Source organism: Blautia massiliensis (ex Durand et al. 2017), from assembly GCF_001487165.1.
GTDB lineage: Bacteria > Bacillota > Clostridia > Lachnospirales > Lachnospiraceae > Blautia_A > Blautia_A fusiformis.
In genome coordinates, this window is the sequence record NZ_LN913006.1 from 2,892,866 (window position 1) to 2,908,188 (window position 15,323).

Annotated in this window: 16 protein-coding genes; 13 read left to right on the top strand and 3 right to left on the bottom strand. The window is 44.6% G+C overall.

The features are described 5' to 3' along the window. Positions 1-77: 77 nt before the first annotated feature. On the bottom strand, positions 78-572 hold the full coding sequence (locus BN3261_RS14285) for an HD domain-containing protein (protein ID WP_059086603.1): 495 nt from the start codon (positions 570-572) through the stop codon (positions 78-80). Positions 573-863: 291 nt separating this feature from the next. Between BN3261_RS14285 and BN3261_RS14290 the strand changes: the two genes are divergently transcribed. From BN3261_RS14290 to BN3261_RS14305, 4 genes are all read left to right on the top strand, one after another. Then, positions 864-1,430, top strand: coding sequence for an HD domain-containing protein (locus BN3261_RS14290; protein WP_059086604.1), 567 nt, complete (start codon positions 864-866; stop codon positions 1,428-1,430). Between the two features lie 70 nt (positions 1,431-1,500). Next, a complete protein-coding gene (locus BN3261_RS14295; protein WP_059086605.1) occupies positions 1,501-2,160 on the top strand; it encodes a hypothetical protein in 660 nt (219 codons plus the stop codon). Between the two features lie 232 nt (positions 2,161-2,392). After that, complete coding sequence (locus tag BN3261_RS14300) at positions 2,393-3,343, top strand: hypothetical protein (protein WP_059086606.1); 951 nt, start codon at positions 2,393-2,395, stop codon at positions 3,341-3,343. Positions 3,344-3,358: 15 nt separating this feature from the next. Further along, positions 3,359-6,442 carry an Ig-like domain-containing protein gene (locus tag BN3261_RS14305; protein WP_199874129.1) on the top strand — a complete coding sequence of 1,028 codons (3,084 nt, stop codon included), beginning with the start codon at positions 3,359-3,361 and terminating at the stop codon, positions 6,440-6,442. Between the two features lie 71 nt (positions 6,443-6,513). Here BN3261_RS14305 and BN3261_RS14310 read toward each other — a convergent pair whose 3' ends face one another. Together BN3261_RS14310 and BN3261_RS14315 are read right to left on the bottom strand one after the other, a co-directional pair. Then, positions 6,514-7,059 carry an NADH peroxidase gene (locus BN3261_RS14310; RefSeq protein WP_015526390.1) on the bottom strand — a complete coding sequence of 182 codons (546 nt, stop codon included), beginning with the start codon at positions 7,057-7,059 and terminating at the stop codon, positions 6,514-6,516. A 107-nt stretch (positions 7,060-7,166) separates the two neighbouring features. Beyond that, positions 7,167-7,571: a Fur family transcriptional regulator gene (locus BN3261_RS14315; protein ID WP_015526389.1), complete on the bottom strand. Its 405-nt coding sequence runs from the start codon at positions 7,569-7,571 to the stop codon at positions 7,167-7,169. A gap of 381 nt (positions 7,572-7,952) precedes the next feature. On the opposite strand from BN3261_RS14315, the gene BN3261_RS14320 reads away from it, so the two are divergent. From BN3261_RS14320 to BN3261_RS14360, 9 genes are all read left to right on the top strand, one after another. Then, a complete protein-coding gene (locus BN3261_RS14320) occupies positions 7,953-8,546 on the top strand; it encodes a DUF3793 family protein (RefSeq protein WP_022426572.1) in 594 nt (197 codons plus the stop codon). A gap of 30 nt (positions 8,547-8,576) precedes the next feature. Then, positions 8,577-9,002, top strand: a complete 426-nt coding sequence (locus tag BN3261_RS14325) for a flavodoxin (protein ID WP_059086608.1) — start codon at positions 8,577-8,579, stop codon at positions 9,000-9,002. A gap of 252 nt (positions 9,003-9,254) precedes the next feature. Next, positions 9,255-10,010 (top strand): threonine/serine exporter family protein, encoded by a 756-nt coding sequence (locus tag BN3261_RS14330; protein ID WP_021653091.1) that lies wholly within the window; start codon positions 9,255-9,257, stop codon positions 10,008-10,010. Positions 10,011-10,155: 145 nt separating this feature from the next. Next, positions 10,156-10,602: a threonine/serine exporter family protein gene (locus BN3261_RS14335; protein ID WP_021653090.1), complete on the top strand. Its 447-nt coding sequence runs from the start codon at positions 10,156-10,158 to the stop codon at positions 10,600-10,602. Beyond that, on the top strand, positions 10,575-10,784 hold the full coding sequence (locus BN3261_RS14340; RefSeq protein WP_059086609.1) for a hypothetical protein: 210 nt from the start codon (positions 10,575-10,577) through the stop codon (positions 10,782-10,784). The genes BN3261_RS14335 and BN3261_RS14340 overlap by 28 nt, the downstream gene beginning before the upstream one ends. A 313-nt stretch (positions 10,785-11,097) precedes the next feature. After that, entirely contained in the window at positions 11,098-13,077 is a 1,980-nt protein-coding gene (metG, locus tag BN3261_RS14345) for a methionine--tRNA ligase (RefSeq protein WP_015526383.1), read from the top strand. 12 nt (positions 13,078-13,089) lie between these two features. Beyond that, a complete protein-coding gene (gene moaC / locus BN3261_RS14350; protein WP_059086610.1) occupies positions 13,090-13,569 on the top strand; it encodes a cyclic pyranopterin monophosphate synthase MoaC in 480 nt (159 codons plus the stop codon). Continuing rightward, positions 13,569-14,558: a GTP 3',8-cyclase MoaA gene (gene moaA, locus BN3261_RS14355; protein ID WP_059086611.1), complete on the top strand. Its 990-nt coding sequence runs from the start codon at positions 13,569-13,571 to the stop codon at positions 14,556-14,558. Before moaC ends, moaA begins: the two co-directional genes overlap by 1 nt. A gap of 3 nt (positions 14,559-14,561) precedes the next feature. Then, on the top strand, positions 14,562-15,050 hold the full coding sequence (locus BN3261_RS14360) for a MogA/MoaB family molybdenum cofactor biosynthesis protein (protein ID WP_015526380.1): 489 nt from the start codon (positions 14,562-14,564) through the stop codon (positions 15,048-15,050). The last annotated feature ends 273 nt before the right edge of the window (positions 15,051-15,323 follow it).

The following is a 15,323-nucleotide window of genomic DNA, read 5'->3' on the forward strand; positions in this document are numbered from 1 at the left end:
GTATTACCATAAAATAAATTTTCACACAAAAACAGGGCTCGTCAGAAGTGGAGACGGCCCTGTTTTTTGTGTGGAAATTATGCCGGATTGATGACGATCCGGTTCCGTCTGGCCAGTGCAATGGCGATATGGCAGCCTTCCGCGATGGCGCAGGCTTTATCGGCAAAGCTGATGATCCAGGCTTCCCTGTTGCGTGGAAGAGGTCCCAGAGGGAACATATGTGAGAGTATCGCATCCAGCTCTTTGTCTGTGACATCAAAGTGTGCGGCACTGTTGTCTGCGGCAGCCTTCGGGTGATAAAACGCCTGATGCTCACCGGTCGGTGTCTCCGCCTTGAAGTCATAGGGACAGAAATCGTGGAGAAGTCCTGCCCTTGCGGCGGCTTTCTCGTCACATCCCAGCTTCCTGGCAATGAACCAGGAGAGGTAAGAAACATTGATACTGTGCATGAGCCGTGTGGTCCACTGGTGGTGGGTGTACAGGCTCAGCTTCAGGAACTCTCTGTTACAGAGGATGTTCTTCACAAGCGCATGATATTCCTGTGAGACCTCATCCGACACCGTGATATCCATCGGCAATCACCTTCTTTCTTTTGTTTATAATTTCATTATGACGATTATGGAGAAAAATGCAATATGGTTTATAGTTTTTTTAGAAATTAGCTTGGACAAATTTATTTGGGATGGGAAATGTCAGCGCGCAGAAGTAAGGAGAATGTTTTTTGGGGGTCTGTTCTTTGGAAAATTATGGTATAGTAAAGTGAAAACGCTATAACGGTTTTATGGACAGCTATATAAGATAGGCTGGAAATGGTGATTTAGGATAGCTGCTGTAATAGCAGGGAAAGGAGCATAATATTATATATGAAACCAGAAAAACTGATCGAAGTACTTTCCGTTGCAGAACGGTTAAAGGATGCGGTACGTCATAGTTATACTTCCGGTGGCAGGCGGGAGAGCATTGCAGAGCATTCCTGGAGGATCACGTTGATGGCATATTTTGTCAGTGATGAGTTTCCTGAGGCAGATCTTCTGAAAATTATGAAAATGTGCCTGATCCATGATCTGGGAGAAGCTTTTACCGGTGATATCCCGGCCTTTGAAAAAACGGATAAGGATTCGGAGAAAGAAGCCGATGTGCTGGGAAAATGGGTGAAGACTCTGCCGGAGCCCTTTGATAAAGAAATGGCTGAGCTTTATCAGGAAATGGAAGAGCAGCAGACTCTGGAGGCTAGGATCTATAAAGCTCTGGACAAGCTGGAAGCCCTGATCCAGCACAATGAATCTGATATTAAAACCTGGATTCCGCTGGAGTATGATCTGCAGATGACTTACGGAAATGAACAGGTGAAATTCTCAGAATATCTGACAGAGCTTCGCGCAAAGGTTCGGGAAGATAGTGTACAGAAAATTCAGAAAAAAGGTTGTTGAATATGAATAACTCATGTATACTAATATGTATGGAATAAGTCCAAAATGCTTATAAAAGGGGGAAAAAGTAATGAAAAAAGCAGTAAAGAGATTATTGGTGTTATTTCTGGCACTTACATTTATCGTGACAGATCTTGCAGTAGCACCGGTCACAGCGCAGGCGGCGGGTACACTCAAATTTACTAAGTCTGTTGCTCTTATGAAAGGTGAGGAAATCGGATATGGAATCATAAACTCCGTCAGATCCGACAAAGTTCTGGGACTGAAATCCAGTAATACCAGTGTGGTATCAGTTAAAAAAATGCCGTTTCTGGATGATTATACCATTACGCTGAAGGCAAAAAAAACAGGAACTTCTATTGTATCCTTCAAAGTAAAAAGAAAGAATGGAAAAACATATTCTTTCAAATCTAAAGTTACGGTACATAATTATTCAAATCCGTTAAACGTGTGCAAATTCGGAAGAAAAGATTATAAAAAATCCTTTGATAAAAAGACCATGGTCCCGGTTGCAAAAGGTTATCCCAGAAAGGCAAAAGTATGTATCACTGCAAAGAAGGGCTACAAGATAGTTGCAATATATTACAGTGAACACGGAACCGGAAGACAGAGAAAGATCAAAAATGGAAGCACAGTCATTTTGGATGGAGAACATTATCTGCAGATATTGTATAAGAATACCAGCAAAAATTATGTATCATCGGTATATCTGGATGGATATAGTATGTAGAGATGACGAAAAAAGGAACCGGGAGACCGGTTCCTTTTTTGGTGATTTCAGAACATCTCTGAGTGCTGGTATTTCAAGGCTTTTTGGAATGTTTTTATTTGCTTTATATTAGCACACTGGGTGATTTTTTAGGAATATATTTTTTTAAACCAGTAGAAGGAAGAATATGATAGCCAGTGCTTCAGTGAATATAGTATAATTATGGCAGAAAAAACGAAAATGGGAGAATCATATGAAGAAAAAGAGGATTGCAATGCTTTTGGTCGCAACACTTACGTTTTCACAGAGTATGGGCGCGGTCATACCGGTAGCAGCTGAGGAACTGACAGCAGATACCGGACAGGAAACTGCAGAGACAGAAGAAATAGTTCAGAAGAACGGTGGTTCGGAAACAACAGGGGAAGTAGCTTCAGTGCCTGATCTGGAAGACGAGGAGGAATTAAGTCTTCAGGATGATGCAGAGAATGCGGAAGAAGAAATTGCAGAAGAAGAAAACACATCAGAAATTACGGAGCTATTCGGGGATAACACCGAAAACCAGGAGGCCTTCAGTGACGGTTCAGAAGCTGGAGAGTCTGCCGCAGCAAATGAACAATATCAGCTTAATCTGATATTTGAAGGTGCCAGTGGAGGCCAGGATTTACTGCCGAACAGCCGTGTCAGAATAAAATCCCGTCTGGTTGATACAATTGGCTATAGTGATGTTTCTGCATATGAATTGAAAGTTGCTCCGGTAACGGGTGGAAATGGTGCCAAAATGGCAGACGTATCATTAGATGGCCAGGATATTGTGCTGGATGTTTACAATAAAACCGGAGACGCCAGAATTTCCGCAACGGCATTCATAAATGGAACTGAAGTGGCAAAAAGGGAATTTTGGGTTAACATCAGTGAGTATGTGATCCTGCCGGAAAAAATCACAGATACAAGTGGTAATGAAATCAACCTTGAAGTAGGTCAGCAGCTGGATATAGCAAAAGACATGAAACCACAGCTTGTCCGTTACAAAGATGGAAAAGGAGACCCAATTCCGTTAACAGGGGACAATTACAAGATCGTCATGTCACAGACAGGTCCTGGAGGTGAAGAATTTCGTGATTATGATGCAGATGGCCTGAAATGGATAGAGGTTCCGGGACAGGATCTTCCAATCCTGGAGAGAACAACAGAGAATTCTACATAGTTTGCACTTTTGGCTATGGAGAGATCAGAAAATGGAGACTGGCATTATATTACCCGACATCATTATGAACTTACTTCTTTGATCAGCAACGATTATGACAATGGTCATAACGATGACAGCGAAGAGAAAAGCTCCTACAGACTGGTATATGATTATCAGGATACGACAGGAAATGAAGCCATGCTGCCGAACAGTCAGATGACAGCTACCACTTATCTGGAGGACAAAACAAAGGATTATCAGAGAGTAGATGATTATAAACTGGAAATCCTGGAACAGTCAAAGCTGGCAGATATTTCAGTTTCTGCAGATGGAAAAAAACTTGTTATTAAATCTGGCAATAAAACCGGTCAGGGCTGCTGTTACATATCTGTACAGATACCGGATGGAAAAGGCGGATACAGAGAAGCCTTCAGAAAAGATATGTGGTTCAGCGTCAGTGAGTATGTGATCCTGCCGGAAAAAATCACAGATGCAAATGGAAATGTAATTATTCCTAAAGTAGGCCAGCAGGTAGACATTGTAAATAACATGAAGCCGCAGCTTGTCCGTTACAAAGATGGAAAAGGAGATCCGATTCCGGTAACAGGAGATAATTATAAAATCGTAATATCTTCATGGACAGATGAAAGTACAGGCACAGTGTACCCTGATTATGATACAGACGGCTGGAAATGGATTGATGTTCCAGGTCAGGAGCTCCCAATCCTTGAGAGAACATCAGGATATGGTACATATTTTGGGCTTACTGCAATGGAAAAAAGTGTAGATGGAAACTGGTACCAGATTGCAAGACGGATGTATGAGCTGGATACTTTGCCCGGTTATAATGGCGATGACAGTGGAAACTTCGGTGACAATGGTCATAACGATGACAGCGAAGAGAAAAGCTCCTACAGGCTGATATATGATTATCAGGATACGACAGGAAACGGAGCCATGCTGCCGAACAGTCAGATGACAGCTACCACTTATCTGGAGGACAAAACAAAGGATTATCAGAGAGTAGATGATTATAAACTGGAAATTCTGGAACAGTCAAAGCTGGCAGATATTTCAGTTTCTGCAGATGGAAAAAAACTTGTTATTAAATCTGGCAATAAAACCGGTCAGGGCTGCTGTTACATATCTGTACAGATACCGGATGGAAAAGGCGGATACAGAGAAGCCTTCAGAAAAGATATGTGGTTCAGCGTCAGTGAGTATGTGATCCTGCCGGAAAAAATCACAGATACAAGTGGTAATGAAATCAACCTTGAAGTAGGTCAGCAGTTGGATATAGCAAAAGACATGAAGCCGCAGCTTGTCCGTTACAAAGATGGAAAAGGAGATCCGATTCCGGTAACAGGAGATAATTATAAAATCGTAATATCTTCATGGACAGATGAAAGTACAGGCACAGTGTACCCTGATTATGATACAGACGTCTGGAAATGGATCGATGTTCCAGGGCAGGAGCTCCCAATCCTTGAGAGAACATCAGGATATGGTACATATTTTGGGCTTACTGCAATGGAAAAAAGTGCAGATGGAAACTGGCACCAGATTGCAAGACGGATGTATGAGCTGGATACTTTGCCCGGTTATAATGGCGATGACAGTGGAAACTTCGGTGACAGTGGTCATGACAGTGATGATAGTGAGGAAAAAAGCTTTTATAATCTGACATACGATTTGGAAGGCACAGCAGGAAATGAAGCCATGCTGCCGAACAATGAAACGACCATTGTGACAGACATACTGGATAAAACCAGTGGCCAGCATCCGGTAAAAGATTATAAGCTGGAAATCATAGAACAGTCAAAACTGGCAGAAGCTACAGTTTCTCCGGATGGAAAGAAGCTTATAATTAAATCCAACGATAAAACCGGTGTTGGCTGCTGTTATGTAGCAGTAAAACTTCTGGATAAAACCGGTGAATATAAAGAAGCCTTCAGAAAAGATATATGGTTTGAAGTCAGCGAATTTATGCTGTTACCGGAGAATCTGACAGATAAGAATGGAAAGCTGCTTAATCCGGCTGTTGGAGAATCCATTAATCTCGCCAATTTAAAAGTAAAACTGGTTCAGTATATAAACGGAAAAGGTGATCCCGTTGAGATTACAGGAAATGATATAAAAATCGTAGTGATGAGCTGGAAGGATACAGAATCCGGTAAACTGCAATATGATTACGATGATGAAGCATGGAACATGCAGAAAGTTTCCGGCCAGGAGCTTCCGATCATGACGAGAAAGTCCGATGATAATACAAGGCTTGCACTGTCTGCCATGCGAAAAAACAAAAACGGGGAGTGGGAGCGGCTTGTAAGAAAACATTTTGAGATTGGAGAAAACAGTTCAAAACACAGTCACAGCTGGAAAGCAGTAAAAACTGTTCAGGCAACCTGTACGTCAAAAGGAAGCAGAACCGATAAATGTACTTCCTGTGATGGTGTAAGAACCGTAACACTTCCGGCAAAACATACCGCTGTAAAAGATGCAGCAGTTGCAGCGACAGTATTTAAAGCAGGAAAGAAGGAAGGAAGTCATTGTAAAGTATGTGGCAAAGTGCTCAGAAAACAAATTACAGTTGCCAAACTGAAACCGACGATTTCCCTGACTGCATCTTCCCTGAAAATGAAAGCAGGTCAGTCTACCACTGCATTTAAAGCAGCCGGACTGGCGAAAGGTGATTATGTTACAAGAGTGACATCCGGAAATACAGGAATCGTAAAAGTATCTTCTGTGACAAAGAAGGGAGCTTTCAGACTGACAGCAGGTAAAAAGGCAGGAAGTACTACAGTTAAGGTTATTCTTGCAAGCAAAAAGTCAGCATCTTTTAAAGTTACCGTACAGAGAGGAGTAGTAAAAACTTCGAAAATTACTGTAAGCACTAAATCTGTGACACTCAAAAAAGGAACTACTTACCGTAAACTGGCATCTTCAGTTAAAGTCACTCCTGTAACCAGCCAGGAAAAAGTTACATACACATCATCCAACAAAAAAATTGTGACAGTAACATCCGGTGGTGTGATCAAAGGTCTGAAAAAAGGAAACGCAACGATCACAATCCGAAGCGGCTCAAAGAGGACAACCTGTAAAGTTACAGTTAAATAAAAATTGTACGAAAAAAGGGGGAATCACTTCTGTGATTCCCCCTTAAAAAATCCTTATTTTATGCGGATTTCTTATTTACCGAAATATCTCTTAAGCAGACCAGCGAATGCTTTTCCGTGTCTTGCCTCGTCCTTAGCCATCTCATGTACTGTGTCATGGATTGCGTCAAGGTCAGCTGCTTTCGCACGTTTTGCAAGGTCGAATTTACCTGCTGTAGCGCCGTTTTCAGCCTCTACACGCATCTGAAGGTTCTTCTCTGTGCTGTCTGTTACAACCTCACCAAGGAGCTCTGCGAATTTAGCTGCATGCTCTGCTTCCTCGTAAGCTGCTTTCTCATAGTACATACCAACTTCCGGATATCCTTCTCTGTGAGCAACTCTAGCCATTGCAAGATACATACCAACCTCAGAGCACTCGCCCTCGAAGTTCGCTCTCAGGTCTGCAAGGATGTCCTCGCTAACGCCTTTAGCTACACCTACAACATGCTCAGCTGCCCATGAGAGCTCGCCTTCCTGTTTCTGGAATTTAGAAGCTGGTGCTTTACATACTGGACAGGCTTCCGGTGCCTGCTCGCCTTCATAAACATATCCACATACTGTACATACCCATTTAGCCATAGTAATGATCTCCTTTTCTTTTTTGAAATATATTGTTTGTTTTTGTTTCTTCTAAATTAATAATAGTAATTATTACTATTTTATAATATCATGTGATCTTTGTTTTGTCAAGCTTGTTTTTCTTCTTTTTTCAGGCATTCCTTGCAGATTCCATAGAAGCTTGCATCTACGTCAAAGACTTTTCCGTGGATAAATTCTGCAGCTGCCTGTTCAAGAATTCCGTTAAGGCTGTCTGACTGCATATCGATCACCCGGTTGCATCTGGTACACATGAAATGTGAGTGTGGTGCGACCCTTCCATCGTAGCGATCCGCGCTTCCGAAATTGGTCAGCTTCCGGATCTCACCGATGTCACTGAGAAGAGAAAGATTACGGTAGACAGTTCCGAGACTGATATTCGGGTAGATCTGTCGAAGATTCTCGTATACTGTATCTGCCGTTGGATGATCTGTTCTGGATCTCAGAAATTCCTTGATGGACTCTCGCTGACGGCTGTATTTAAGTGCTGCCATAATGTTTCCTCCTATCAGTAATAGTAATTATTACTGATATTATAATACATGACAGAGGGAGGTTTGTCAAGAGGTTTGGATATGATTATCCTGAAATATTTTCATTTTATGAGTTGGATGTAAATGAGTATTTTTACGCTGCAGGTGTAGGAGATATTTGCAACCCTGCAGAGGACTTACTTGATTCAGTTAAATGGTGAGAACTGGCAGTCGGATGTCTGACAGAGTGTTTGTTATAAGGAATATTGTGCCCTTAATGATAGGATTTTATCAGTAAAAATTCTCGGTGAAAATTTATAAAAATAAGTTGACAGAGACTAACTTTAGTAGTATATTTACAACAGTTAGAGAAATCTAACTAATATGTAAAGGAGAATGCAAATGACTTGTGAAAAATTTGAATCTGTCATGGGTTATCATTGTTCCCCTGTATTAATGGGAATGAAACCGGCGAATCTTGTTTCCTTTTCCAAGGAAAAAATGCCGGAGCTGCCGGAGATCATTTCGGATTATGAGGAGAGTCTTGAACGGGAAGGTATCCGTATGGAGATCATCTGTGGATGCAGGAAGCATTATCTTCTTCTGGTGTACCGGCCGGATATGCTGCAGGAATATCTTAAGCAGGATGAAGCCAGGAAACTTTTGCTTCAGGATGGGTATAATATAGATAGTTCTTTGGATGAGATGATCGCCCGTTTGAAGGAGAGATTTTTTCATAAGACGGAGTTTCCTCATGAGATCGGACTTTTCCTGGGTTATCCCATTGAAGACGTGAAGGGCTTCCGGAAGTTCGGAGGCAGTGGCTGCAAGATGTGTGGTTACTGGAAGGTTTATGATGATGTGGAGCAGGCTCGCAGGATTTTTGACAGCTATGATAAGTGCCGGGAGTTTACTGCGGCGCAGATCCGTGCGGGGTATTCGATTTTGCAGGTTGTTGGTATGAAGCATCTCTGTACATCTCAGATGTGCGTATAATATAAAGTTTAAAAACAGGAGGTTTTTGAGATGAGCAAGGTAGGAATTATTTACTGGTCTTCTACAGGTAACACAGAGGCTATGGCGCAGGCTGTTGAGGAAGGTGCCAAGGCTGCCGGTGCGGATGTTGAGATTATGGAAGTGGCTGATGCGGATGTGGATAAAGCGCTTTCTTTTGATGTTCTGGCTCTTGGTTGTCCGGCAATGGGAGATGAGGAGCTTGAGGAGGGTGAGTTCGAGCCATTCTTCTCTGATCTGGAAGGCAAACTTTCCGGTAAGAAAGTTGCGCTTTTTGGTTCCTATGACTGGGGCGACGGAGAGTGGATGAGAACCTGGTGCGGCAGAGCAAAAGACGCAGGCGCAGAGCTTGTTGATGATGAAGGACTCATTGTAAACAACACACCTGATGATGAAGGACTTGCAGCTTGCCGTGAACTTGGCGGAAAACTTGCATAAGATCTATTAGATTTCAAATAAATAAAAACTGAGCAGAGCATTGGATTTTCAAACACAAACACCATCCGGACAGAAGGGATAGATATCTTTTTTGTCCGGGTGGTGTTTTATTTTGAGCGAAAATATCTGCTTATTACTTTGAGGAAATATAGAAGAAATGAATATTAAGACAAAAAATCCTTGTTGATTTTAATATTTACGTGTCCTAAAATAGATAAAAATGAAATAAAGCAGGAAAGTGAGGGATGCCGGATGACGCGGGAGGAAGCGGAACAGTATTTATATTATGCGATGACAATTGGTGAACAGCTTCTTTGCTGCGGAGCAGAGGTTGGACGTGTGGAAGATACCATACGGCGGATCTGCCTGGCATATGGAGCCACCCGGGCAGATGTTTTTTCTATCACATCCAGTATTGTGACGACTATTTATGGAGAGGATTTCGGTATTTGCACCCAGACGCGGCGTGTGCCGGGAATGTCCAATGATCTGGGACGGCTGGATGACCTGAACCAGCTTTCCAGATACATCTGTGAGTATCGGCCGAAGCCGGAGGAGATCCAGAAGGGGCTGGAAAAGATCCGGGATAAACAAGGATATTCTTTTAAAACGCAGATTTTGATCTATGCTGTAATTTCAGGTTCTTTTTCCGTGTTTTTCGGAGGAGATGTCAACGATATGATTGCTTCTGCGCTGATTGGTATCGCCCTGAAGCTGTTTGAGGCTTTTGTAAAAAAAGGTGCATTAAACTCGCTGCTGACAGTGCTTCTTTGCTGCGGAGCCGGCGGAGTACTTTCCAATCTTACAGTTCTGATCGGGCTTGGACATCATGCGGATCTGATCAGTATCGGAAATATCATGCTTCTGATACCGGGAATTGCATTTACCAATTCATTGCGTGATATGTTTTCAGGAGATACCATTACAGGTTTGATCCGATGTATGGAGGCACTTTTGCTGGCACTGGTCGTGGGCCTTGGTTTTACGGTGGCAAATCTGTTGTTTTAACCGAATCAGGGAAGTTCTCTTGAAGGTTACGAAAAGCAATAAGCAGTGAATGAGGAGTTTACATACTGTATCAATTGCGGAGTAGCGAAATGCAGCAGATAATGGGAGCATTTGATAGTAGTTATGATTTATTCAGGAGGAAAATATGCGGGAAATCATACAGCTGGTTGTATCCTTCACAGGATCCCTCGGCTTTGCGGCATTATTTAATATCCATGGAAAAAAACTCTGGTTTGCGGCATTGGGTGGATGTCTGTCCTGGGCTGTATATCTGGCAGTAGAGTTCATAACGCCAAGTCCGTATGTGTGCGGTTTCTGGTCAACAGTAGCTATTACTTTGTATGCAGAATGTATGGCAAGAATTCATAAAACGCCGGTAACTGTATTTCTGGTTTCCGCGACAATTCCGCTGATTCCGGGAGCAGCACTTTACCGGACAATGAACTGGATGTTGATGAAGGACTGGGCGAAATTCCAGAAAGACGGAATCTATACGATCCTTTTTGCGGTGAGCATGGCAGCAGGAATGACGCTGACAACCATTGCGTTCCGGATGGCGTGGCGGTGGATGTACAGGCAGAGGAGAATGTAATACAGTATCGAAATTCCCCGTTTACAAACCATCGGAAATGTGTTACGATTTTCCCATATGGAAAACTCATGGAAGAAGAGAGTACATGTGTACACCGTACTACAGGGAAATCCCCGGAGGACTTTTTAGATGCAGGCTGTGACGCAGTTGCGGTCATAGATCTGCGGCAGAGTGAATGGTAAAGGTTCACTTTATGCAGGAGTTCCGAGACTGAGAGGGATGTGCAGGCACAGATGGAAGATGGCTTCGGAGAGGCATTGCTGAACCGGTTTAAACGCGATAAGCGAAGTGCGAATGTCCGATTTAACGGACACCGGCAGGCAGTGACAGGACCGCCTGTTATAGCGGAAGGGTATAGAGCTTGCTGTACCTGATGAGGTTTTTGCCGCGAGGCAGGAGCGAAAAGAAGTGGTAACACGGGTAATAACTCGTCTTCTCATATCATTATGGTATGAGAAGACGTTTTTTATTTTATATTTATGGAGGAAAGAAAAGATGGAAAAGCAGAGATATTATATCAGCACTGCCATTGCGTACACATCCGGTAAACCGCATATCGGAAATACCTATGAGGTCGTTCTTGCGGATGCGATCGCACGTTTTAAAAGACAGCAGGGTTATGACGTATATTTTCAGACAGGTACTGATGAGCATGGCCAGAAGATCGAGCTGAAGGCTGAGGAGGCTGGTGTTACACCAAAGGAATTCGTAGATAACGTTTCCGGTGAGATCAAACGCATCTGGGATCTGATGAACACATCCTATGATAAATTCATCCGTACAACAGATAAAGACCATGAAGAGCAGGTCAAAAAAATCTTCAAAAAAATGTATGCAAAGGGAGATATCTACAAGGGTCATTATGAAGGAATGTACTGTACACCATGTGAGTCCTTCTTCACAGAGTCCCAGCTTGTAGACGGCAAATGTCCGGATTGCGGACGTCCATGCGTACCTGCCAAGGAAGAGGCATATTTCTTCAAAATGAGTAAATATGCAGATAAGCTTATTGACTACATCAACACACATCCGGATTTCATCCAGCCGGAGTCCCGTAAAAACGAGATGATGAACAACTTCCTTCTTCCGGGACTTCAGGATCTCTGTGTATCCAGAACATCCTTTAAATGGGGAATCCCGGTAGATTTCGATCCGAAGCACGTTGTATATGTATGGCTGGATGCCCTGACAAACTATATCACAGGTATCGGCTATGACTGCGACGGAAACAGCAGCGATAAATTCAACAAATACTGGCCGGCAGATCTTCACCTGATCGGAAAAGATATCATCCGTTTCCATACCATTTACTGGCCGATCTTCCTGATGTCTCTGGATCTTCCGCTTCCGAAACAGGTATTCGGACATCCATGGCTGCTTCAGGGCGATGGAAAAATGAGTAAATCCAAAGGAAATGTAATCTATGCAGATGAGCTGGTTGAGTTCTTCGGTGTAGATGCTGTCCGTTATTTTGTACTCCACGAAATGCCATTTGAGAATGACGGTGTGATCACATGGGAGCTGATGGTTGAGAGACTGAATTCCGACCTTGCAAACACACTTGGAAATCTTGTAAACCGTACAATTTCCATGTCCAACAAATATTTTAACGGAGTCGTTGAGAATAAGAATGTTATTGAGCCGGTTGATGAGGATCTTAAGAGCTTCATCCTTCAGGTTCCGAAGAACGTTTCCGCAAAAATGGACAAGCTTCGTGTGGCAGATGCTATCACAGAGGTATTCTCTCTGTTTAAACGCTGCAACAAATATATCGACGAGACAATGCCATGGGCACTTGCAAAGGATGAGACAAAGCAGGATCGTCTTGCAACCGTTCTCTACAACCTGGTTGAGGGAATCTGCATCGGCGCATCTCTTCTGAAATCCTTTATGCCGCGTACAACAGAGCGTATTCTTGTACAGCTCAACGCAAACGAGAGAACTCTTGAGGAGATGGAGCAGTTTGGTCTTTATCCTTCAGGAAACCGCGTAACTGACAAACCGGAGATCCTTTTTGCGAGACTTGACCTGAAAGAGGTTCTTGAGAAGGTTGAGAAGCTTCATCCGAAGAAAGAAGAGCCGAAAGAAGAGCCGAAGGAAGAGGTAGAAGAGGAGAAAACAGAGAATGTGATCGATATCGAGGCAAAGCCGGAGATCACTTTCGATGATTTTGAGAAGCTGCAGTTCCAGGTTGGTGAGATCATCGCCTGTGAGGAGGTTAAGAAATCCAGAAAACTTCTCTGCTCTCAGGTTAAGATCGGAAGTCAGGTTCGTCAGATCGTATCCGGAATCAAGGCTCATTATTCCGCAGAGGAAATGGTGGGCAAAAAGGTTATGGTCGTTACAAACCTGAAGCCTGCTAAGCTTGCCGGAATCCTCAGCGAGGGTATGATCCTCTGTGCAGAGGATGCAGACGGAAATCTTTCCCTGATGGTACCGGAGAAAGAGATGCCTGCAGGCGCTGAGATCTGCTAAGTATAGACAGATATGGAATTGAATCATTTTGATAAAAACGGCAATGCTGTTATGGTGGATGTGTCCGACAAACCGGTCACTCACCGTACGGCAACAGCCACGGGTTCCATTCAGGTAAGCCCGGAGATCATGGCCGCGGTAAAAAGCGGAAATGTGAAAAAGGGTGATGTACTTGGTGTGGCCCGTGTGGCAGGTATCATGGGTGTGAAGCGTACTTCTGAGCTGATCCCCATGTGTCATCCACTTCCCATCCAGAAGTGTTCTGTGGATTTTGAGACGGATGAGGATGCGGGAGTGATCCGTGTATTCTGCACGGTAAAAACAGAGGGAAAAACAGGCGTGGAGATGGAGGCGCTGACAGGTGTTCAGGTGACGCTTCTTACCATTTATGACATGTGCAAGGCAATTGACAAGCACATGGTCATGTCTGATATCCATCTGGAAGAAAAAACAGGAGGCAAAAGCGGAGATTTTCGTTTTGAGGAAAAATAATGATAGACAGGTGCGGAAGAAATATTGATTATCTCAGGATTTCCGTAACTGACAGATGTAATTTGCGGTGTATTTATTGTATGCCGGAGGAGGGAGTGCAGCATGTGGAGCGCTCCCTCATTTTGCAGGAAGAGGAAATTTTGAGGATCTGCCGGGTGATGGCAGAGCTGGGTATCCGGAAGATCAAGCTGACCGGCGGGGAACCGCTTGTACGGCCGCGGATGCCTCAGCTGGTGGAAAAACTGAAAAATATGCCGGGGATCGAGAAGGTGACTCTGACTACAAATGGTGTGCTTCTGAAAGATCAGATGAGTGATTTTGCCCGGGCGAGGCTGGACGGATTGAATATCAGCCTGGATACGCTGGATGAGGCCTGCAGCAGGAGGATCACGCGGCGGGATGAACTGGGGCGGACGCTGGAAGGGATTTCGGAGGCAATGAAGTATCCGGAGATTTCACTGAAGATCAATTGTGTGCCTCTTGGGATCCAGGAGCAGGATCTTTGCCGGGTGGCGCTTTTGGCCAGGGATCATAGGGTGCATGTGCGGTTTATTGAGATGATGCCCATTGGGATGGGAAAAGAATTTCATGGGGTGTCGGAGGAGGAACTGCTTCGGATCCTTGGGGAAAAGCTTCCGCGGTTTTCGCCGTATGTTGGGGAGCCCCTTGGGAATGGACCGTGTCATTATTATGATGTGGATGGTTTTTCCGGAAAGATCGGGTTTATCAGCGCGGTGAGCCATAAGTTCTGTGGGGAGTGTAACCGGATCCGGCTGACTTCTCAGGGTTTTTTGAAGACCTGTCTGCAGTATGCGGCGGGAAGGGATCTTCGGGAGGTGATCCGCAGTGGTGGTTCGGATGAGGTGCTGAAGGCTGTGATCCTGGAGGCTCTGGCGGAGAAACCGGACGGGCATGCTTTTGGCGTAGGCCTGGAGAAACAGAAGGATGATAAGACGGAGAAGCTTTGTATGGCTCAGATCGGAGGTTGAGTGATGAAGAGAGTTGCTGTGATCACTTCTAGTGATAAGGGGTACAGAGGAGAGCGGGAGGATCTTAGTGGTCCTGCTGTGAAGGAGATTATGGAGGCGGCCGGGTATGAGGTTGTTTCTGTGGATGTTTTGCCGGATGACCGTGGGATGCTTGGAAGCCGGATGGCTGAGATCGCAGATCTGGGGCTTGCGGAGCTGATCCTGACTACGGGTGGTACCGGGTTTTCTCAGAGGGATGTGACACCGGAGGCTACGGAGGATGTGATCGAGCGGCGTGTGCCGGGGATTCCGGAGGCGATGCGGGCGTTTAGTCTGACGATCACGAAGCGGGCGATGCTGAGCCGGGCTACGGCCGGGATCCGGAAGGGGACGTTGATCGTTAACCTGCCGGGGAGTCCTAAGGCTGTCAGGGAGTGCCTGGAGGTTATTATTGAGGCGTTGGGGCATGGGATTGAGATTTTGACTGGCGATGCTGGAGAATGCGGACGGTAGTGTGCGGTGTATACTTGTATTAACGAACGGACGCCCAACGGAGGCAGGGCCAGTACGGTGACACGCTGCGCGGCCTGTTCGGCTGCGTCGCTGGTTTGCTGCCATTCGCGCCAACTCGCCTGCGGCTCAAACAGGGCGCTCGGTGGCAGCAGCTATACTCGCCTCTCGACGGCCGCTCCGCTAACGTCACCGTACTGGCCCTGCCTCCGTTGGGCTGGTTGTTGAATGTGGTAGGTTTTATGATTAAAATTCATCTCCAGCGATTCATAATTC

Bases quoted from the DNA above. Each gene is read 5' to 3' on its own strand.
- BN3261_RS14285 (WP_059086603.1), bottom strand. From the start codon at position 572: ATGGATATCACGGTGTCGGATGAGGTCTCACAGGAATATCATGCGCTT.
- BN3261_RS14290 (WP_059086604.1), top strand. From the start codon at position 864: ATGAAACCAGAAAAACTGATCGAAGTACTTTCCGTTGCAGAACGGTTA.
- BN3261_RS14295 (WP_059086605.1), top strand. From the start codon at position 1,501: ATGAAAAAAGCAGTAAAGAGATTATTGGTGTTATTTCTGGCACTTACA.
- BN3261_RS14300 (WP_059086606.1), top strand. From the start codon at position 2,393: ATGAAGAAAAAGAGGATTGCAATGCTTTTGGTCGCAACACTTACGTTT.
- BN3261_RS14305 (WP_199874129.1), top strand. From the start codon at position 3,359: ATGGAGAGATCAGAAAATGGAGACTGGCATTATATTACCCGACATCAT.
- BN3261_RS14310 (WP_015526390.1), bottom strand. From the start codon at position 7,059: ATGGCTAAATGGGTATGTACAGTATGTGGATATGTTTATGAAGGCGAG.
- BN3261_RS14315 (WP_015526389.1), bottom strand. From the start codon at position 7,571: ATGGCAGCACTTAAATACAGCCGTCAGCGAGAGTCCATCAAGGAATTT.
- BN3261_RS14320 (WP_022426572.1), top strand. From the start codon at position 7,953: ATGACTTGTGAAAAATTTGAATCTGTCATGGGTTATCATTGTTCCCCT.
- BN3261_RS14325 (WP_059086608.1), top strand. From the start codon at position 8,577: ATGAGCAAGGTAGGAATTATTTACTGGTCTTCTACAGGTAACACAGAG.
- BN3261_RS14330 (WP_021653091.1), top strand. From the start codon at position 9,255: ATGACGCGGGAGGAAGCGGAACAGTATTTATATTATGCGATGACAATT.
- BN3261_RS14335 (WP_021653090.1), top strand. From the start codon at position 10,156: ATGCGGGAAATCATACAGCTGGTTGTATCCTTCACAGGATCCCTCGGC.
- metG (WP_015526383.1), top strand. From the start codon at position 11,098: ATGGAAAAGCAGAGATATTATATCAGCACTGCCATTGCGTACACATCC.
- moaC (WP_059086610.1), top strand. From the start codon at position 13,090: ATGGAATTGAATCATTTTGATAAAAACGGCAATGCTGTTATGGTGGAT.
- moaA (WP_059086611.1), top strand. From the start codon at position 13,569: ATGATAGACAGGTGCGGAAGAAATATTGATTATCTCAGGATTTCCGTA.
- BN3261_RS14360 (WP_015526380.1), top strand. From the start codon at position 14,562: ATGAAGAGAGTTGCTGTGATCACTTCTAGTGATAAGGGGTACAGAGGA.